We start from the raw sequence: 18,769 nt of genomic DNA, 5'->3' as shown, positions 1-18,769 counted from the left end.
TCCTGTATTTTCTTATAATATCGCCTACTTTTAGATGTATTTTTATGCAAAATTTTTTTCATATTTTTCAAATTATCTCTTGCATATTTATAAAATCTGGTGTATATTAAGCCATGTCGACAGGACAGCCGAAAATTTTGTTTTGTTGTACATGAATATTTATTCACTCTGGTAAAGTTATAAAACAGCATAATTTTTTTCCAGATAACGTAAAAAAATTCACCGTCCCGGAAATGTCCGGAGCGATACAAAATCAAAAAAATCCCAGGAGGACATATATTATGAAAGAAAAAGTTGTTTTAGCGTATTCCGGTGGTCTTGATACCACAGCCCTTATCCCGTGGCTGAAAGAAACCTTTGATTATGACGTTGTCTGCTGCTGTGTAAACTGCGGACAGGGAAACGAGCTGGACGGTCTTGAAGAGAGAGCAAAAATGTCCGGTGCTTCCAAATTATATATCGAGGATATCGTCGATGAGTTCTGCGATGATTTCATCATGCCGTGTGTAGAGGCTGGTGCTGTATACGAGCATTCCTATCTTCTCGGAACTTCCATGGCTCGTCCGGTCATTGCCAAGAAGCTGGTTGAGATCGCACGTAAAGAGGGTGCCGTTGCTATCTGCCATGGTGCTACCGGTAAAGGAAATGACCAGATCCGTTTCGAGCTTGGCATCAAGGCTCTCGCTCCGGACATCAAGATCATTGCTCCATGGCGTATGACCGATCTGTGGACCATGCAGTCCCGTGAAGATGAGATCGAGTTCTGTAAGGCTCATGGCATCACTCTTCCATTTGATGCAAGCCACAGCTACAGCCGTGACAGAAACCTCTGGCACATCAGCCATGAGGGACTTGAGCTTGAGGATCCATCCCAGGCTCCGAACTATGATGACATGCTTGTATTAAGCGTAACACCTGAGAAAGCCCCGGATAAAGAAACTGAGATCACCATGACATTCGAGCAGGGTGTTCCGAAAACACTCAACGGAAAAGCAATGAAGGTTTCCGAGATCATCACAGAGCTGAACAAGCTTGGCGGTGAGAACGGCATCGGTATCGTTGATATTGTTGAGAACCGTGTTGTTGGTATGAAATCCCGTGGCGTTTATGAAACTCCTGGCGGAACGATCCTGATGGCAGCACATGACCAGCTTGAGGAGCTGATCCTTGACCGTGAGACAATGGAAGCCAAGAAAAAGCTTGGCAGCCAGTTTGCACAGGTTGTTTACGAAGGAAAATGGTACACACCTCTCCGTGAGGCTATCCAGGCATTTGTTGAGTCCACTCAGAAATATGTTACCGGTGAGGTTAAATTCAAGCTTTACAAAGGAAACATCATCAAGAATGGTACAACCTCTCCGTACAGCCTTTACAATGAGTCTCTTGCTTCTTTCACAACCGGTGATATGTATGATCATCATGATGCAGACGGATTCATCACTCTGTTTGGTCTGCCGCTGAAGGTTCGTGCCATGAAGCTTGCAGAAGTTAAGAATAACCAGAATCAGAACTAATTTTGTTGGACATTGTTCCGACAGATCATAAGAATGCCCCGGGAAGCTATATAAGTTCCCCGGGGTCTTTTGTTATATACTGCTTTGATCACATAATACCTAATAAACGAAAGGATTTTTTATCATGAACTCACAGAAAATGCCTCTAAAAAATTCTCTCTACCTGCTTCTGGCCGCAACGATCTGGGGAATCGCCTTTGTTGCCCAGAGTGTGGGCATGGAATATGTCGGCCCCTTCACCTTCAACGGCGTCCGTTCCCTGATCGGTGCCGCTGTTCTGGTTCCGGTGCTCTTTATCCTGAACCGTTCCGGAAATAAATCCTCTGCTGCCACAGACTCCGCAATACCGAAATCCTCATCAACACCTTCAGAAAAAGCTGTATCCCCCACTCCATATAACAGCCGTGACCTGTGGCTGGGCGGCATTGCCTGCGGATTTGCTCTTTTTGCTGCCAGCAGCTTCCAGCAGTTTGGTATCAAGTACACAACAGTAGGAAAAGCCGGCTTCATCACCGCCTGTTACATTGTCATCGTCCCGATCATCGGAATTTTCCTGAAAAAGAAATGCAGTCCCTTTATATGGACAGCCGTTGTCATGGCACTGGTCGGACTTTATCTTCTCTGCATCACAGACGGATTTTCCATTGGCCTCGGAGATATTCTGGTGCTGGTATGTGCTTTTCTCTTTTCCCTGCACATTCTGGTGATTGACTATTTTTCCCCGAAGGCAGACGGTGTAAAGCTTTCCTGTATACAGTTTCTGGTCTGCGGGATCCTGTCCATGATCCCGGCACTTATTCTGGAACATCCGCAGATTTCTTCCATTCTCACTGCCTGGCTGCCGATCCTGTATGCTGGTGTGATGTCCTGCGGTGTTGCCTACACCCTGCAGGTCGTAGGCCAGAAAAATGTGAATCCCACCGTTGCTTCTCTGATCCTTTCTCTTGAATCCTGCATCTCCGTGCTTGCAGGCTGGGTGCTCCTGGATCAGAAGCTTTCCATAAAAGAGCTCCTTGGATGTGTCATCATGTTTGCAGCCATCATCCTGGCACAGCTGCCGGAAAAAGAAAAAGATAATAAATAAAAAACAGGCAGCCGGTTTGGTATTTTACCTTCCGGCTGCCTGTCTACATGTTTCTTAGTCTGCTGTTTCTTCCTTCTTAATGAAGTTATTATAATGTGCCTTGATCTTCTCAAAGCTCTCCTGGCTGATGTCGTGCTCCATCTTGCAGGCATCCTCCATTGCGATCTCTGCCGGAACCCCAAGTCCCTCCAGCATCCTGGCAAGAACAATGTGACGCTCATAAATCTGATTGGCGATCTCTGCCCCCTTCTCCAGAAGTGTCACGGTACCGTAACGGTCCATAGCAATATAACCATCCTCACGAAGAAGCTTCATTGCGTGACTGACGCTTGGCTTGGAAACACCAAGTCTGGTCGCAATATCAATGGAACGAACTCCTCCTCCTTTTTTGGATAAAACCAGAATTGATTCAAGATAATCCTCCGCTGACTGTCTGATCTCCATATAAAATCCTCCCTGCAAAAATTTAACTCTATATAGACCCTCTAAAGGGACCTGAAGCCCATTCTTTCCCTGTTCTACAGGCGAATATTAACTTTTAATATACCGCTTAAAGGATGTTGTGTCAAGCATTTCGCACATGTTTATCTTGACATTAAAAATAATTTCCCCGATAATAGTAGCTGAACAATATATCTGTTCTATAGCAGCCCGGAATCCTTTCCAGTAGTGCTGTCTTTTGAACAGTAAAGAAAGGAGATTTTTTATGCTCAAAACCCTTCTGGCCCAGGTCAGGGAGTTTAAAAAGGCATCGTTTCTCACGCCTTTTTTCATGATCCTGGAAGTTCTCTTTGAGACTCTGATCCCCCTGGCCATGGCTTCCATCATTGATAAGGGTGTGGAAGCCGGAAATATCGGCCATATCTATCGGATGGGTGCAGTTATGGTAGCTCTTGCCCTGTGCGGACTCTGGTCCGGCGTCATGGGAGGAAAATACGGAGCACTGGCCTCCACAGGCTTTGCCAGAAACCTCCGAAAAGCCATGTACACCAACATCCAGACCTTTTCTTTTTCCAACATCGACAAATACAGCACTGCCGGCCTGATCACCCGTCTTACCACAGATGTGACCAACCTGCAGAACGCCTATCAGATGATCCTTCGTATGTGTACCCGTGCACCGGCCAGTCTGATCTGTGCCATGGTCATGGCATTTCTTATCAATGCAAAGCTTGCAAGCATCTATCTTGTCGCTGTTATCTTCCTGGGAGGCTGTCTGATCTTTATCATGAGAAAAGCAACGGTATATTTTCAGGCCGTATTCCGTAAATATGACGACCTAAACGCAAGTGTCCAGGAAAACATCGGCGCTGTACGCGTTGTCAAGGCCTATGTCCGCGAAGACTACGAGATCAGCAAATTCCAGAAAGCCTGCAACAAAGTATACGAAATGTTCTTAAGTGCTGAGAAGATCGTTGTCATGAACATGCCCCTGATGCAGTTTACCGTTTATGCCTGTATCCTGGGGATCAGCTGGCTCGGCGCCAAAATGATCGTAGGCAGCTCCCTTACTACCGGTGAGCTTATGAGCCTTCTCACCTACTGCATGAACATTCTCATGAGCCTTATGATGCTTTCCATGGTTTTTGTTATGGTGACAATGAGTATTGCCAGCGCAGAGCGTGTTACGGAAGTCATCAATGATACTGCTGACATCACAGATCCGGAAGATCCGGTAACAGATGTCCCGGACGGAAGTATCGTCTTCGATCATGTAAATTTCAGCTATAAGAAAGACAGTCAGGAACCCGTTCTGAAGGATATCAATCTCTCGATCCGCTCCGGCGAGACCATAGGGATCATCGGCGGTACCGGAAGTGCAAAATCCAGCCTTGTCAACCTGATCAGCCGTCTTTATGACGTAACGGATGGTTCTGTTTCCGTAGGAGGCATCGATGTCCGTAAATACCATCTGGAATCTCTCAGAAATCAGGTTTCCGTTGTTCTTCAGAAGAATGTACTCTTCTCAGGAACCATTCTGGAAAATCTCCGCTGGGGTGACAAAAATGCCACAGAGGAGGAATGCCGCCGCGCATGCCAGCTTGCCTGTGCCGATGATTTCATCGAAAAAATGCCGGACAAATACAATACCTTCATTGAACAGGGCGGCTCCAATGTTTCCGGAGGCCAGAAGCAGCGTCTCTGTATTGCCCGTGCTCTTCTGAAGAAGCCGAAGATACTGATCCTGGATGACTCCACCAGTGCGGTAGATACTGCCACAGACGCAAGGATCCGCCGTGCCTTTGCCGAGGAGATCCCGGATACCACCAAGCTGATCATCGCACAGCGTGTTTCCAGCATCCAGAACGCGGACCGGATCATCGTTATGGATAACGGTGAGATCAACGGTTTTGGTACCCACGAGGAGCTTCTTAAGACCAACGCCATTTATCAGGAAGTATTTCATTCACAGACCGGCGGCGCCGGTGATTTTGACGAGGGAGGTGAGCCGGCTTGAAAAAACAGAACATGAAAGGCCCGGGCGGTCCTGGCCCAAGGGGTATGGGAACACCGGAGCAGCCGGGAAAGCTTCTGGGACGCCTTGCCCGTTATATCTTTAAAAACTACAGTATCCATATCGTGATCGTGGTGATCTGCATTTTTGTCAGTGTTCTTGCCAATGTACAGGGAACCATGTTCATGAAAACCCTGATTGACCAGTATATCACACCGCTTCTCTCAGCAGATACACCGGATTTCGGGCCTCTAGCTGTAGCCATCGCACGTGTGGCATGCTTTTACGCCATTGGTGTTATTGCCACCTATACTTATAACCGTATCATGATCAATGTTTCCCAGGGAACCTTACGTAACCTCCGAAACGATATGTTTGCAACGATGGAAACGCTTCCCATCAAATATTTTGATACTCACGCACACGGCGATATCATGTCCATCTACACCAACGACATTGATACCCTGCGCCAGATGATCAGCCAGAGCTTTCCGCAGCTGCTTTCCAGTGTGATCACCATCGTCAGTGTTCTTGTAAGTATGCTGATCCTGAATGTTCCGCTTACTGTAGTTACCCTGCTTATGGTTGCCATTATGATGACTGCCAGCCGGAAGCTTGCGGGCTTAAGCGGAAAATATTTCCTGGAGCAGCAGACCAACCTTGGTATTGTCAATGGTTATATCGAAGAGATGATGGAGGGTCAGAAGGTTGTCAAGGTCTTCTGCCATGAAGACGAAAGCATCCGGAAATTCGATGAACTGAACGACCAGCTTTTCACCAGCGCAGACAATGCAAACCGTTTTGCCAACATCCTGATGCCTGTGGTCGCACAGCTTGGAAATGTCAGCTATGTGATCTGCGCCATGGTGGGCGGTATCCTTGCTATCAACGGCATCGGCAGCTTCACACTTGGCGGGCTTGCCAGCTTCCTGACCTTCAATAAGAGCTTCAACATGCCTATCAACCAGGTCAGCCAGCAGTTCAACAGTATTGTTATGGCTCTTGCAGGTGCAAAACGTATCTTTGATCTTCTGGATGAAAAACCGGAAGTGGATGAAGGCTACGTTACTCTCGTTAATGCAAAAGAGGAAAACGGTGTTCTTACCGAATCCGACAAACGTACCGGCCGCTGGGCATGGAAGCATTTCCACAAAGCTGAGGGTACCACTGATTATATCGAGCTGAAGGGTGATATGGTCCTGGAGGATGTAGACTTTGGTTATAATTCCAACAAGATCGTTCTCCATGACATCAACATGTATGCACAGCCAGGCCAAAAGATCGCTTTTGTAGGCTCTACCGGCGCCGGAAAAACCACCATCACCAATCTTCTGAACCGTTTTTACGACATTCAGAAGGGTAAGATCCGTTATGACGGCATCAACATCACCAAGATCAAAAAAGACGATCTCAGACGCTCCATGGGCATCGTTCTTCAGGATACCAACCTGTTCACAGCAACCGTTATGGAAAATATCCGCTACGGAAAGCTGGATGCCACAGATGAGGAGGTTATCGCAGCAGCAAAGCTTGCCAACGCCGACGGTTTCATCCGCAGGCTTCCGCAGGGTTATAATACCCTTCTCCGCGGAAACGGTGCAAACTTAAGTCAGGGCCAGCGACAGCTTCTCTCCATTGCCCGTGCAGCCGTTGCAGACCCGCCCGTCCTGATCCTGGACGAGGCCACCAGCTCCATTGATACCCGTACCGAAAAGCTTGTACAGGATGGTATGGATAAGCTGATGGAAGGCAGGACGACCTTTGTGATCGCCCACAGACTTTCCACAGTACGCAACAGTGACTGCATCATGGTCCTGGAGCAGGGACACATCATCGAGCGTGGTTCCCACGAGGAGCTGCTTGCACAGAAGGGCCGGTATTATCAGCTGTATAACGGCTGATCCAGGCTCACAGTTATTTTCGATCTAAAATATTCAATACCAAAAACATGCAGGGTGTATCTTTTCTGATAGTCCTGCATGTTTTTTTATGCTATAATCTTTGATTGAAATCTATTTTTCCGGAAAGGAGTCTCCGTATTTTTATATATGAAACAAACTGAAGAATATTACTACGGCAGAATGCCGAAAGATAAACAAAACGTGTACCGTGCAATGCTTCACGGGCTTATGGAGCTTTCCGACGAGTTCCTGATCCCGCAGGTACCAACCACCGATGGAAACTGGCTCTATGATGTATTTTTCCAGCTTCGTCTAGATCACCCGGAGATTTTCTGGGCTGTGGGGTTTAAATACCGTTATTACAAGGACTCGCCAAATCTGATACTGATCCCTGAATATATCTTCGACAAAAATAAAATCCGGGAGCATCAGAAAGCCCTAGGAGCCCGCGTAGACAAGCTTGTGCGCACCGCCATGAAGTTTTCCGAGTGGGATAAGGAAAAATATGTCCATGACTTCATCTGCGAAAATATCCGCTACGACAAACTGAAAAAGCCATATTCCCACGAGATCATCGGGCCTCTGGGCCATGGTGTCGGTGTCTGCGAGGGAATCGCCAAATCCGTAAAGGTCCTCTGTGATGCCCTTGGTGTATGGTGTATTATCGCCATCTGCGGGAACAATCCGGAAAAAGGGATCAAATACCGTCATACCTGGAACATCGTCCGGATCAACGGACAGTACTATCATCTGGATGCCACCTTCGATAATACTCTGGGCAAAAACGAAGACGGCTCAACCAGTATCCGTTACGACTATTTTAATCTGGATGACAAAAACATCTTCCGTGACCATGAACCACTGATCGCTCCGGCACCTCCCTGCCCGGATGGAAACCACTTTTATTACCGCGAGAAAAAGCTGTCCTTCACCAAATTGGAAGACGTATACAAACGTGCCCTCCAAGCCGCAAAAAAAGGCCGCGAATTCACCTTCCACTGGCGAGGCGGATATCTCACCCGCGAAGTCCTGGCAGACCTTGTAGATCAGATCCAGGCCGCAGGAAAGACACGGGACAAAAAAGCCATCATCACACTCAACTGGCCTCAGGCTGTACTGCGATTTCATTTTACGGAACAGCAGGCGGAAGGGAAGGTGTTTATTGAGGAAGTGAATGAAGGGGAGAAACTGTAGGGTCATTTATCAGGCGGTTATTCTGATTCAATGTAGATGACAGCTTGATTCAGCTAAAAATTTCTATAGTAAGAATGCTACAGACATATTGCTCATGATCTGTAGCATTTTTGTCCTGGATGTTACATAAGTGTCCATAATAAAAAAGACCTTCCATAAATTCAAAATTTACAGAAAGTCTCTCTCTTTTCTGATGCGGATAACAGGACTTGAACCTGCACGGTTACCCACTGGTACCTAAAACCAGCGCGTCTGCCAATTCCGCCATATCCGCATATTCAATTATATTTTCATCCTGTCTGATGATAAAAAAATAACGGAAAGCAAATGCTTTCCGCTAATGAGGCATCGGGGATTCGAACCCCGGACAACTTGATTAAAAGTCAAGTGCTCTACCGACTGAGCTAATACCCCATAAAAAGGACTGGGCTAGCTGGATTCGAACCAGCGAATGCAGCAGTCAAAGTGCTGTGCCTTACCGCTTGGCGATAGCCCAATGGGCGAAGGGTGGATACAGGGATTCGAACCCTGGGCCTCCAGAGCCACAATCTGGCGCGCTAACCAACTGCGCTATACCCACCACAACGTGCCTGAAGGGATTCGAACCCCCGACCCACGGCTTAGAAGGCCGTTGCTCTATCCAGCTGAGCTACAGACACATGCTCTCTTCTCAGAGAAGCGGGTGATGGGAATCGAACCCACGTATCCAGCTTGGAAGGCTGGTGTTCTACCATTGAACTACACCCGCATGCTTGCGGTAATAAGTTTACAGCAGTCGGGGTGACAGGATTCGAACCTGCGGCCTCCTGGTCCCAAACCAGGCGCTCTAGCCAAGCTGAGCCACACCCCGATGTACCATTTACTTATGGTTTTTATTAAGTTGTTGTCGTCTTCGTTTGTGTTTCGTTTTCGTTTCCTGCCTGACGACAAGTGATATTATATTATAGCAATCTACAAATGTCAACACCTTTTTTGAATTTTTTTAAAAAAACTTTTTTTCACGTTTTTTCCGCCTATTTAAAGGTTTTCTTGTCATTTGCGACTGGCTTATGGTATCATGAAACCATAATTTAAGTCAAGAAAAAAAGCAAATAATAAGGAGATGTTTTTACATGGATATAAAATTATTTCAGCAGAAGCTTAATGACATCTGTGCCATCGCTGAGGAAAACAATAAGCAGCTCTCCCAGCAGCAGATCCGTGACCATTTCGATGAATCGGATCTGAGCACTTCACAGCTTGTAAAGATCCTGCAGTATCTCAAATTAAAAGGGATCACCATCGAAGGCGCCGATGAAGGCACCGGTGCTGCCAGAGCAGATGCTGTTTCATCCGAATCCGGCGACAAGGAAGAGCTTCCGGGTACCCGTGCTGCTCTTACTGCCGAAGAACAGGCTTATCTCAGTGACTATATGGAAAGCTTTTCCCCGGAAGGACTTGATCCGGATGATCTTGCGTCCCTCTTTCATGCCTTTGCAAAGGGAGACACTGCTGCCGAAGGTGCACTGACACAGTTCTACATGGCTCAGGCAGCCCAGATGGCCGCTAAACTGAACTGTGAGGAAATCCACCTGGCCGATCTCATTCAGGAGGCAAATCTGGCCCTTCTGGCGTCTCTCAAAGAGACTGCCCCACAGGAGAAAAACGACACCTGGATGCGTGGTCGTATCCGCAGTGGGATCCTTCATGCCATTGAGGAACAGACACAACAGAAATTCCGTGACGACTATCTGGTATCCAAGGTAGAAAACCTGGAGGCTGCGGTTAAAGAACTCACAGACGATGATGACGCCACCAAATTCACCATTGATGAGCTTGCCGTGATCCTGGATATGAATGTGGATGAGATCCGGGATGTACTTCGCCTTACCGGAGATGATAAATAAAGCTTTCTTCCTATTCTTCACAAAAACGGGTCTGACATAGCTTGTCAGACCCGTAATCTTAATATTCTTTATGCTTTTTCTTCCCGTTTCAGCTCTGCCGGTTCTGCCAGATGGATCTTTCCTTCCCGAAATATGTGGATAAATACCTCCGCCATATCCGGATCGAACTGTTTTCCTTCCTCTTCTCTTATGATTCGAAGAGCTTTTTCCACCGGCATCAGTTCTTTATAACAACGTTTAGATGTCATGGCATCAAAGGAATCTGCGATGCAGAGGATCCTTGCAGATGCCGGGATATCTTCTCCCGCGATCCTCCTTGGATAGCCGTTTCCGTCATAACGTTCGTGATGACCGATAACCGCAGGGATAACATAATCCAGCGACGGAAGGTGACGGATGATCCCGATGGACGCTTCCACATGACCTTTCATGATCTCATACTCTTCATCCGTAAGCTTGCCTTCTTTATTCAGGATATGCTCCGGGATCCCGATCTTTCCAACATCATGAAGAAGCGCCGCCTGACGGATGATCTCCACCATTTCCGTTGTATAGTTCAGCGCCTTCGCAAGACTTGTTGCGTAATAAGCCACATTGTTGGAATGTCCGAAGGTATAATGATCTTTGGTATCAATGGCTGCAGTCAGCGCATAGATCGTGGATTCATAGGACTGATAAATATGTTCATGATCGGATTTCTTACCCGCATTTTCTTCATCCAGGCTTTCCTTCAGCATGGTGTCAAAAATCTCGATGCCGTTTTTACCGCTGCGCTTTACATGATATACTGCCAGGTCCGCATTATCCAGGAGCTCCTTTGCTGAGCGTGCCGCATAAGGCGCCGCACTGATTCCCACGCTTACCGTAAGGATCTTCAGCTTGTAGTCTGCAGAATCGTTGCGCATATGCAGGATCTGCTTCTGTATGGATTCTGCCAGATTTCTGGCGGAAAAAATATCGTAATTTGGCATCAGGACCGCAAATTCCTTGGCACTGTGACGTGCCACATATCCCTGTTCTCCCACACTTGCCTGGATGATATCTGCCACCTTTCGAAGTGCAACATCTCCCTGCTGATTTCCGTACAGCTGATTGTACAGCTTGAAATCATCAATATTGAACAGGATCAGTGCAAGCGAACCCTCTTTATTTTTTTCGTATTCCTCATCCAGGATCTCATAAAAATATTTCCGGTTCAGAAGGCCCGTCAGTTCATCGGTCCTTGCCTCAGTCCATGCCGCCTCATAAAGTCTGGCATTTTTGATGGCAATGGAAGCTACAGAGCTGACCGAAGACAGCATGGCAAGGTCATTATGGTTCAGATTTCTGTGTCCGTCACCGGAAATCGCAATGATCCCGGCCAGATCATCATTTTGTCGAAGACCTGCACAGTATTCGATACCCAGCTCTGAAAACATATGTTTCTCCGACTCCCACATGGATTTGTAGGCTGTGGAAGAACGAAAATCCCGGATCACCACACAGTCCTCATTTCTGGTAAGCCAAGTGACCACCGGATTATCCGCTTTCAGCGAAAAGGTCAGATCGTTCAACGGACGGTTGCTGTAAACAGCCTGATATTCCCCTGATTTTTTGTCTCTCAGACAAATATAGATCCGTCCTGCATTGGTAGTTTCCTTCAGCACATTTACCGTATTGCGCAGGATCTCTCCTACCTGGAGTGTCCTGGATACTGACTGGCTGAAATCTTTCAGCTCCTGAGACTGCTGGATCTCTTTTTTGATAAAAACATTGTTCATCAGACATTTCCACAGCACTGTGACCAGCCATGCAGATATAAGAAAAACGAAAGAAAAGATCAGCACATGATACTCACTGGCTGCAGGGAGCAACATTCGGATATAACTCATCAGGTACGGTGAAAGATTGATAAACAGTACTACCGTCAGGACCACGCCCACACCAAAGCAAACCCCATCTGACGCAAGACGGCGCATCTGGAACAGCCGTCTTCTGGTCAGTGCATAAAGCATCAGGACAGCATTGATCAGACCACTGACAATATCGATGGGGAATCCGGAAAATGCCGGCACTGCCAGCGCAAGGTTTCCCACAAAAATGATCAGTATCCCCACAAGGATCGGTTCGATCTGTTTGCGGTATCCGGGATGTCTCCGGCATCCGCGGTACATGGTAATAAAAATCTGGATAATGGTGATCCCTGATACCACAAAGAACAGAAGGAACCAGGGTGTGATCTTATAAACAAAATGCGCACCACCATTTTTACGGATCAGATCTGGCCAGCGCAGGATGATCCCGCCCGGGATGTTGATCACAAAAAGCAGCATCATCAAAAGCAATGGGATCTTGCTTTTTCTGCCCATACGCACTCCCATGAATTCGCTGATGAACACATAGTAAAAATATGGCAGAAACAGGATTCCTGCCAGAGACACATAATACCACAGGATGTAAGAGGGGCCTGCTTCCATACGCATCAGAAAAGAGCCCAGCGTCCAGCAGAGCATTCCTCCCAGCACACGCATGAAACTGTTGATGATCCGGCTGCGCTTACCAGCCAGAAGAGTCAGTATCATAAATGTATAGAAAAAAACTGAAATGATTGAAAATGATATATAGCTTTCCATAGTTACTTCCTCATATTCCCGAATCCGATCTCATCCTGCAGTCTCAAAAGTTCCGCCACCTCATAATAAGGAGTGCTCATATGCCGTGGTTTCCGTCCTTTTCTGGACTCATACAGATGAAAGGTACCACAGCGCAGGATGGTCACCACAAGGGGATCCATTCCCAGGATTTTCTTCAGATCCCGGTAATCCTGATCGATATATTTGAAATACGTGGTCAGAAGTTCTTTCAGAATATCCGTGCTCATAGCCTGATACATCAGCGCTTCTTTTTTTACTTCTATATAAAGATGCAGATATGGGCGTTTTTTCTCATTATATTCTTTCACTGCGATCCAATCCGTAACCGGCTGCCCGGACAGCTGGATCACACTTTTGATACCGTTTTCCGAAATCCTGGTAAAGCCTGCGATATCAATGATCCACGGAACACGGTCTATGTACTCAAATCTTGGGATCTGTGTCCGATCCTCCTGGTTGGTAAGACCCACGCACCGATACATATCTCCCACACGGTACCTGGCAAAGGCTCCGCCCTTCAACACAGTGATCACAAGCTCATATTTCTCCCCGGGAACAACCTCATCCATAAGATAGGTCGGAGGAGTGAACGTGGGATCCTCATAATTATGGAGCATATCCTTTTCGGTGATAAATTCATAAAAGCAGGTATCCGGGAAAAAGTACATTCCGTTCCTGGTCCAGGTCTCGGTTCCTATAATGGAAGGTTCCGTTCCTGCAAAAAGCTCCATGGACCGAACTCCCCACATTTCCTCCAGATCATCCTTATAGCACTGGTTGTCGGTTCCTGCCACCATAAATCCCTTCAGTTGAAAAAGGTCTTTCGGAAGAAGCTCCCGTTTCTCCTTCTTACAGATCTTTTTGGCATTCAGAATCCTTTTCAGCATCTTTGGTTTATACTGTAGAAGTTCCGAAAAGGAGATTTTGCTTTTTCCTGATGATACGCTTCCGGTGAGGCTCTGGCTTACTGCATAGGCCACACTTCCAAGTCCGAAGAAAAATTCCACGTCCTGTTTCATGGCCATCTTGAAGCCCTCTTTATTCCGCTCACCAAAGCTCATATTTACCGCATCTTCCACTTCCGGAAGAAAACGGATGTCGATATCTTCTTTCAGCGCCAGTGGAAAAAGGCCGGTAGCAAAAGGCAGCGGTGCCAGTCCGTAAAGGATCTTGTCCGTTTCCTCCACATCAAATTTGCCCTTTTCACGGCTTGTAGCTAATATGAGGCAGGCAACTACATTGTTCCTGTAGGTATCCAGCATACTTCTTGTGTATGGTGCTACCTTTATCGGATGGCGTCCGCCTTCCCAGGTCGTCTGTATCCAGATGATCGGATTCCCCGGAAGAGTTTCACTTCTCTTCTGGAGGAGCATATCCGCATAATCCTCATAAGTGGTAAGAGGTACCAGCCGACGGAACTCGTCGATCCCGGATGGTCTCCTGCCCTTCAGAATGCTTTTGCCCAGTTCACAGTCTGACCAGAGCTGGATCTGCTCTTCCATCAGGCGATTCTGGATCTTCATGTAATCCTGCATTGTCAGATCAAGAAATCCGCAATATTCTTTCCAGATAGCATCATACTGCTGTTTTCGAAGCTTTTCGCCAAGACTCACCGCCTTTTCCCCCCTTTTCGCCATGTTTTTATGCAGGCAGCTGTACTGTTTCGGTCTGGGATCAGAAAGGGAGTTGTCTGCTGATACGCTCCGTAATTACTGAATGTTTCCGGAAACACGATCCTGTCCTGGTAAAAAATGTACAATATGTTCCACACAATAAGGACCCCAAAAGCCCCCATTGCCTTCCCGGATCCCAGAAATCCGGCCAGGCAAAAATAAAATCCGGCGAACCACAGAACGCCAGGATGTCGGCAGAGTGCATAAACACCCTCTGTATAGGCCAGCCTTTCATGATTTTCTTTGACATATGTCTCATCAAAGGGCAGCGCAAAAAACAATGTATAGATCAACAGTCCCAGAAACAGGAGCGCTGCTGCCAGAAAAACAGCAGAAATAAAAAAAGAACTTCCCCGCCGCGGCCAGCAGTTCCGGATCACCAGACCTGTTGACACTGCGATCAGGAAACATCCTATGCTAAAAAACGGGTGGAGAAAGCTTTTTTTCAGTCGGATACTGTTATGATCATACAGGAAGCAGCATAAAAAGCCGATACTTCCTATAATAACCGCAGTCATGCGTATTTTCCCCCTTCATTTATGTAAAGCGGACCTTCTCATTCCGCTCTGCTGCATTCTCAGGAACGAGACCCATTCATGGTCAGTACCCTAAAGAATGCTCTATATTACTAGAAAACAACTACTTGTTCATTATATAGCACATAGCTGACTTTCGCAATCGTTTTTGACTAATATATGCTGAATATTGGCACAAATTTTATCAATTATGACAGTTTATTTGTTTTTTCTGCCGGAATCAGAGGTAACGGATCTCTACGTGCATTTCGCCCTTTCCATCTGTCTCCATTACTGCATAGCTTGGACGGCGTCCCCGTTGTCTGGGATAAGCCAGACTTCCGGGATTTACCAGAAGCACACCTGCTTCCTTTTCAACAACCGGTACGTGGATATGTCCGAAAAAAGCCGCATTGCATCCCCTTGAGCGGGCAGCTTCTGCCAGCTGATCAAAGGCCATGGATACACCGTAGTAATGACCGTGAGTTACCAGGATCTTATTTCCCTCGACCTCGATCACATCTTCTCTCGGAAGATCCGAGAAAAAATCATTATTTCCGGACACAATACTGCAGGGACATTCTGCAAGAGCTTCGATATAAAATTCTCTGCCTTCCACGTCTCCGCAATGTACCAGCATGTCAAAAGGAGCCTCCCGATTTATCGCGATCTCCAGGTTTTCATCTCTTCCGTGAGTATCGCTTACGATCAGCACCTTCATACAAGCTCTTCCTTTATAAGGCAAAGAGCTTTTCCACGATGGCTGATCCTGTTCTTTTCTTCCATGGAAAGCTCTGCGGAAGTACAGCCATATTCCGGAAGATAAAAGATAGGGTCATAGCCAAAGCCATTCTCCCCTTTTTCCTCGTAGCCGATGCGGCCTTCCATGGCAGCACGGACTGTCTTTCTTCTGCCATCCGGGAAAGCTGCCGCAATAGCACATACAAAACGTGCAGTACGTTTCTCATCAGGTACACCTTCCAGACGCTGGATCAGGTTTGCGTTTTTAATATGATAAGAAGTATCCTCACCCATATAGCGTGCGGAATAGATTCCCGGCTCTTTGTTCAGATAGTCGATCTCCAGACCGGAATCATCTGCCAGAACGATCTCGCCAGTCATTTTACTGATTGCTTCTGCCTTGATCATGGCATTTTCTTCAAAGCTTTTTCCATTTTCATCAATATCCGCATGGATCCCTGCATCCTTCAGGGAAAGGATCTCCAGAGAAGGATCCGCAAGTATCCTTCGGATCTCCTTCATTTTATCCTCATTTCCGGTAGCAAAAATGATCTTTTTCATTCTTTAATACTTCCTTTCTTCGGCGGACGTGGTCCAAGAAACTGGTAATAGTAGGTTTTCATCATTCCATTATAGATCTTACGGTTTTTATCTGCCTTTCGGCCGATGTCATTCTCTGCCTTGTCATAGGCAGTGATCAGATACATGGACCAGCGATCCAGCCCCTTATAGCTTTCACCGATCTCACGGTACAATGCAGGGAGATTGGATTTTTCTTCGATCCGCTCACCATATGGCGGATTTGTCACGATAAAACCAAAGGGTTTGGAATGGCGGAGTTCACTGACCGGGCGCTGCTGGAAATGGATCAGTCTGTCCACTCCTGCCATTTTTGCGTTGGCGCGTGCTGCCTTGATGGCAGCTGCATCGATATCAAAGCCCTGGATATCGGTTTCAATATCAAGATTTACACGTTCTCTGGCTTCTTCTCTTGCATCCTCCCAGCATTCCTTCGGGATCAGATGCTCCCAGCTCTCGGCCAGAAAATGACGGTTCAGTCCCGGCGCCATATCCGCTGCCATCATTGCCGCCTCAATAGGAAAGGTGCCGCTTCCGCAGAACGGATCGACAAGAATACGATCCTTTTTCCAGGGGGTGAGCATCAAAAGAGCGCTGGCAAGCGTCTCGGTGATAGGTGCCTTGACAGTCATCTGGCGATACCCTCTCTTATGGAGGGATACTCCTGAAGTGTCGATTCCGATCAGAGCTACGTCTTTCATAAAGGCCACACGGATAGGAAATTCCGGACCGTCTTCCGGAAACCAGGAAATCCCGTAGATGCCTTTGAGACGCTCTACAATGGCTTTTTTCATAATGGACTGGATATCAGATGGACTGAAAAGCTTACTTTTGATGGAGTTTGCCTTGGCTACCCAGAATTTACCGTTTTTCGGTATGTAATTCTCCCATGGGAGAGCCTTGGTCTTTTCAAAAAGCTCATCAAAAGTCTCGGCCTTTACTTCGCCTACTTTCAGAAGCACACGTTCTGTGGTACGAAGGAATAGATTGGCGTCTGCCACACCCTGGGCATCAGCCTCAAAGGTTACTCTTCCGTCTTCCACCCTGGTCACTTCATAGCCAAGATCCAGTATTTCACGCTTCAGCACCGCCTCTGTTCCAAAATGACAGGGCGCCGTTAATTCCCACAGATTCATAAAGTGATCTCCCGTACTGTATTTCCTTCAAAATCTTTAATGGTAAAAATTCCGTTCTCAAGAATTGCATAGGTCGGCGGGTTACCTTCCTTTGGAATGGATACGGAACCTGGGTTCAGAAGGATATAATTCCCCATATTTTCTGCCTTCAGCACATGTGTATGACCGTGGATCAGAATGTCTCCGTCCATCATCGGCGGAAGATTATCCTTATTATAGATATGACCGTGTGTGGCGTACATCGTTTTTCCTTCGATGGCAAGGATACAGTAATCTGCCATAACCGGGAAGTCCAGGACCATCTGATCCACCTCTGCCTCACAGTTTCCGCGTACTGCATAGATCTGGTTTTTTCTCTCATTTAAAAGGCGGATGACTTCCTTTGGTGCGTATTCCTTCGGAAGGTCATTTCTTGGTCCGTGATAAAGCAGATCTCCCAGAAGCACCAGTCTCTCCGCCTTCTCCTTGTCATATGCTTCCAGCATTTTCCGGCAGTAATATGCCGAACCATGTACATCGGACGCAAACATATATTTCATAAGCTTTTCTCCTTGTAATTTGTATTGGTTTTTATCTCTGTTCTTTACATTATCATGATTTCCTTTAAAATACAAGATTTGTTACAGATATGCATTCGCAATCTGATTTGATATTGTCCGTTTTTTTTATCCGCGCACAAGATTTCTCCCTCTGTAGGCTGCAAATCCACCAATCACGGACCTGGTACGACAGCCCTGTCTTGCCAGGCTCCGGGCAGCCTGCATGCTGGCGCCGCCGCGGTCGCAGTAAAATATCAGCAGCTTATCTTTGGGAAAACGATATTTCTGATCCTGTTTTTTCTCAAGATATTCCTCCAGCTCTCTGTATGGAATATTTACCGCGTTCCGGACATGTCCCCTTCTGTAGGCGGCAGAATCCCGGAGATCTATGATAACAGCGTCGCTGCGCTCCACATAATAATCCAGCATTTTTGCAGAGATAGTTTCGATCTGAAACATGGAAAAAATCTCCTCTTTTTGGTATATTATATGGAAGCTTCCGGGTGAATGTTCCCTTATATGTATTTAAGCGGGAAAAGCCATCTCTGACTTTTCCCGCTTTTCTTATCCTTTAATATCTGTCAGAGCCTCTGTCCTTCTCAGAATCATATTCATCGGAAATTTTGTTTCCGTAGCTGCTTTTGGAACTGTTTCTGGAAGAATTTCCCGAACTGTTCTTAGAGCTGTTTTTCCCGCAGTTTCTGGAAGCACTTTCCCCGTGATTTTTTCCTGCATAATTAGACTCATTTCTGTCTGTTTCGTAATTTTTCGCCATTTGAATTACCTCCTGATGAAGTTGATTTTACGGCTTTCCCAAGCTTTCTGCCGCTTTTTATTACAGGAAATAGTATCCCAAAAAGTTTGGAGATTATTCGCCAAAATCATATTGCTTTTTTTTCCAGTTTATATTATAATCATT

General features: G+C 46.6%; 16 protein-coding genes and 7 tRNA genes. 6 read left to right on the top strand and 17 right to left on the bottom strand.

From position 1 onward, the window contains the following. The first annotated feature begins 281 nt into the window (after positions 1 to 281). Together LKD46_RS09775 and LKD46_RS09770 are read left to right on the top strand one after the other, a co-directional pair. The gene (locus tag LKD46_RS09775) at positions 282 to 1,514 is read left to right on the top strand and encodes an argininosuccinate synthase (protein WP_015526007.1); all 1,233 of its coding nucleotides are present in this window, start codon (positions 282 to 284) and stop codon (positions 1,512 to 1,514) included. 139 nt (positions 1,515 to 1,653) lie between these two features. Continuing rightward, entirely contained in the window at positions 1,654 to 2,598 is a 945-nt protein-coding gene (locus LKD46_RS09770; RefSeq protein WP_118368628.1) for a DMT family transporter, read from the top strand. A gap of 54 nt (positions 2,599 to 2,652) precedes the next feature. On the opposite strand, the gene LKD46_RS09765 is transcribed toward LKD46_RS09770, so the two are convergent. Beyond that, positions 2,653 to 3,042 carry a metal-dependent transcriptional regulator gene (locus LKD46_RS09765; RefSeq protein WP_021650299.1) on the bottom strand — a complete coding sequence of 130 codons (390 nt, stop codon included), beginning with the start codon at positions 3,040 to 3,042 and terminating at the stop codon, positions 2,653 to 2,655. 262 nt (positions 3,043 to 3,304) lie between these two features. Here LKD46_RS09765 and LKD46_RS09760 point away from each other — a divergent pair, with 262 nt between their 5' ends. From LKD46_RS09760 to LKD46_RS09750, 3 genes are all read left to right on the top strand, one after another. Beyond that, the gene (locus LKD46_RS09760) at positions 3,305 to 5,056 is read left to right on the top strand and encodes an ABC transporter ATP-binding protein (RefSeq protein ID WP_118368619.1); all 1,752 of its coding nucleotides are present in this window, start codon (positions 3,305 to 3,307) and stop codon (positions 5,054 to 5,056) included. 11 nt (positions 5,057 to 5,067) lie between these two features. Then, entirely contained in the window at positions 5,068 to 6,954 is a 1,887-nt protein-coding gene (locus LKD46_RS09755) for an ABC transporter ATP-binding protein (protein ID WP_092070289.1), read from the top strand. Positions 6,955 to 7,101: 147 nt separating this feature from the next. Then, positions 7,102 to 8,148, top strand: coding sequence for a transglutaminase domain-containing protein (locus LKD46_RS09750; RefSeq protein WP_118368620.1), 1,047 nt, complete (start codon positions 7,102 to 7,104; stop codon positions 8,146 to 8,148). A gap of 194 nt (positions 8,149 to 8,342) precedes the next feature. Here the strand turns inward: LKD46_RS09750 and LKD46_RS09745 are convergent. The 7 genes from LKD46_RS09745 to LKD46_RS09715 all read right to left on the bottom strand — a co-directional run bounded on the left by LKD46_RS09745 (position 8,343) and on the right by LKD46_RS09715 (position 8,998). Then, positions 8,343 to 8,422, bottom strand: a tRNA-Leu gene (locus LKD46_RS09745). A gap of 67 nt (positions 8,423 to 8,489) precedes the next feature. Beyond that, a tRNA-Lys gene (locus LKD46_RS09740) sits at positions 8,490 to 8,562 on the bottom strand. A gap of 10 nt (positions 8,563 to 8,572) precedes the next feature. Continuing rightward, a tRNA-Gln gene (locus LKD46_RS09735) sits at positions 8,573 to 8,644 on the bottom strand. A 10-nt stretch (positions 8,645 to 8,654) separates the two neighbouring features. Further along, positions 8,655 to 8,728, bottom strand: a tRNA-His gene (locus tag LKD46_RS09730). A gap of 5 nt (positions 8,729 to 8,733) precedes the next feature. Then, a tRNA-Arg gene (locus tag LKD46_RS09725) sits at positions 8,734 to 8,807 on the bottom strand. Between the two features lie 18 nt (positions 8,808 to 8,825). Further along, positions 8,826 to 8,896 (bottom strand) — tRNA-Gly (locus LKD46_RS09720). 27 nt (positions 8,897 to 8,923) lie between these two features. Further along, positions 8,924 to 8,998 (bottom strand) — tRNA-Pro (locus tag LKD46_RS09715). A gap of 262 nt (positions 8,999 to 9,260) precedes the next feature. Here LKD46_RS09715 and LKD46_RS09710 point away from each other — a divergent pair. Further along, the gene (locus tag LKD46_RS09710) at positions 9,261 to 10,034 is read left to right on the top strand and encodes a hypothetical protein (protein ID WP_118368621.1); all 774 of its coding nucleotides are present in this window, start codon (positions 9,261 to 9,263) and stop codon (positions 10,032 to 10,034) included. 68 nt (positions 10,035 to 10,102) lie between these two features. On the opposite strand, the gene LKD46_RS09705 is transcribed toward LKD46_RS09710, so the two are convergent. The 9 genes from LKD46_RS09705 to LKD46_RS09665 form a co-directional block, all read right to left on the bottom strand. After that, a complete protein-coding gene (locus LKD46_RS09705) occupies positions 10,103 to 12,646 on the bottom strand; it encodes a histidine kinase N-terminal 7TM domain-containing diguanylate cyclase/phosphohydrolase (protein ID WP_227574084.1) in 2,544 nt (847 codons plus the stop codon). 2 nt (positions 12,647 to 12,648) lie between these two features. Beyond that, positions 12,649 to 14,280 carry a GH3 family acyl-acid amido synthetase gene (locus tag LKD46_RS09700; protein WP_227574083.1) on the bottom strand — a complete coding sequence of 544 codons (1,632 nt, stop codon included), beginning with the start codon at positions 14,278 to 14,280 and terminating at the stop codon, positions 12,649 to 12,651. Then, the gene (locus tag LKD46_RS09695) at positions 14,277 to 14,858 is read right to left on the bottom strand and encodes a hypothetical protein (protein WP_110103312.1); all 582 of its coding nucleotides are present in this window, start codon (positions 14,856 to 14,858) and stop codon (positions 14,277 to 14,279) included. The genes LKD46_RS09700 and LKD46_RS09695 overlap by 4 nt, the downstream gene beginning before the upstream one ends. Before the next feature lie 238 nt (positions 14,859 to 15,096). Continuing rightward, complete coding sequence (locus tag LKD46_RS09690) at positions 15,097 to 15,576, bottom strand: metallophosphoesterase family protein (RefSeq protein ID WP_021650292.1); 480 nt, start codon at positions 15,574 to 15,576, stop codon at positions 15,097 to 15,099. Beyond that, positions 15,573 to 16,157 (bottom strand): XTP/dITP diphosphatase, encoded by a 585-nt coding sequence (locus LKD46_RS09685; protein ID WP_110103311.1) that lies wholly within the window; start codon positions 16,155 to 16,157, stop codon positions 15,573 to 15,575. The genes LKD46_RS09690 and LKD46_RS09685 overlap by 4 nt, the downstream gene beginning before the upstream one ends. Next, positions 16,154 to 17,311, bottom strand: coding sequence for a THUMP domain-containing class I SAM-dependent RNA methyltransferase (locus LKD46_RS09680; RefSeq protein ID WP_021650290.1), 1,158 nt, complete (start codon positions 17,309 to 17,311; stop codon positions 16,154 to 16,156). The genes LKD46_RS09685 and LKD46_RS09680 overlap by 4 nt, the downstream gene beginning before the upstream one ends. Continuing rightward, entirely contained in the window at positions 17,308 to 17,850 is a 543-nt protein-coding gene (gene yfcE / locus LKD46_RS09675; RefSeq protein ID WP_022426532.1) for a phosphodiesterase, read from the bottom strand. Before yfcE ends, LKD46_RS09680 begins: the two co-directional genes overlap by 4 nt. 126 nt (positions 17,851 to 17,976) lie before the next feature. After that, complete coding sequence (locus LKD46_RS09670) at positions 17,977 to 18,309, bottom strand: rhodanese-like domain-containing protein (protein ID WP_015526020.1); 333 nt, start codon at positions 18,307 to 18,309, stop codon at positions 17,977 to 17,979. A gap of 112 nt (positions 18,310 to 18,421) precedes the next feature. Beyond that, complete coding sequence (locus LKD46_RS09665) at positions 18,422 to 18,625, bottom strand: hypothetical protein (RefSeq protein WP_022426534.1); 204 nt, start codon at positions 18,623 to 18,625, stop codon at positions 18,422 to 18,424. Between the last annotated feature and the right edge of the window lie 144 nt (positions 18,626 to 18,769).

The sequence above is a fragment of the Blautia fusiformis genome, assembly GCF_020686995.1.
GTDB classification, from domain to species: domain Bacteria; phylum Bacillota; class Clostridia; order Lachnospirales; family Lachnospiraceae; genus Blautia_A; species Blautia_A fusiformis.
The sequence above is the reverse complement of the archived record's forward strand: the minus strand, read 5'-3'. Positions and strand labels throughout refer to the sequence as shown.

Coding starts and splice junctions, on each gene's coding strand:
- LKD46_RS09685 (WP_110103311.1), bottom strand. CDS start 16,157: ATGAAAAAGATCATTTTTGCTACCGGAAATGAGGATAAAATGAAGGAG.
- LKD46_RS09760 (WP_118368619.1), top strand. CDS start 3,305: ATGCTCAAAACCCTTCTGGCCCAGGTCAGGGAGTTTAAAAAGGCATCG.
- yfcE (WP_022426532.1), bottom strand. CDS start 17,850: ATGAAATATATGTTTGCGTCCGATGTACATGGTTCGGCATATTACTGC.
- LKD46_RS09750 (WP_118368620.1), top strand. CDS start 7,102: ATGAAACAAACTGAAGAATATTACTACGGCAGAATGCCGAAAGATAAA.
- LKD46_RS09665 (WP_022426534.1), bottom strand. CDS start 18,625: ATGGCGAAAAATTACGAAACAGACAGAAATGAGTCTAATTATGCAGGA.
- LKD46_RS09755 (WP_092070289.1), top strand. CDS start 5,068: ATGAAAGGCCCGGGCGGTCCTGGCCCAAGGGGTATGGGAACACCGGAG.
- LKD46_RS09690 (WP_021650292.1), bottom strand. CDS start 15,576: ATGAAGGTGCTGATCGTAAGCGATACTCACGGAAGAGATGAAAACCTG.
- LKD46_RS09770 (WP_118368628.1), top strand. CDS start 1,654: ATGCCTCTAAAAAATTCTCTCTACCTGCTTCTGGCCGCAACGATCTGG.
- LKD46_RS09680 (WP_021650290.1), bottom strand. CDS start 17,311: ATGAATCTGTGGGAATTAACGGCGCCCTGTCATTTTGGAACAGAGGCG.
- LKD46_RS09775 (WP_015526007.1), top strand. CDS start 282: ATGAAAGAAAAAGTTGTTTTAGCGTATTCCGGTGGTCTTGATACCACA.
- LKD46_RS09765 (WP_021650299.1), bottom strand. CDS start 3,042: ATGGAGATCAGACAGTCAGCGGAGGATTATCTTGAATCAATTCTGGTT.
- LKD46_RS09670 (WP_015526020.1), bottom strand. CDS start 18,309: ATGTTTCAGATCGAAACTATCTCTGCAAAAATGCTGGATTATTATGTG.
- LKD46_RS09705 (WP_227574084.1), bottom strand. CDS start 12,646: ATGGAAAGCTATATATCATTTTCAATCATTTCAGTTTTTTTCTATACA.
- LKD46_RS09695 (WP_110103312.1), bottom strand. CDS start 14,858: ATGACTGCGGTTATTATAGGAAGTATCGGCTTTTTATGCTGCTTCCTG.
- LKD46_RS09710 (WP_118368621.1), top strand. CDS start 9,261: ATGGATATAAAATTATTTCAGCAGAAGCTTAATGACATCTGTGCCATC.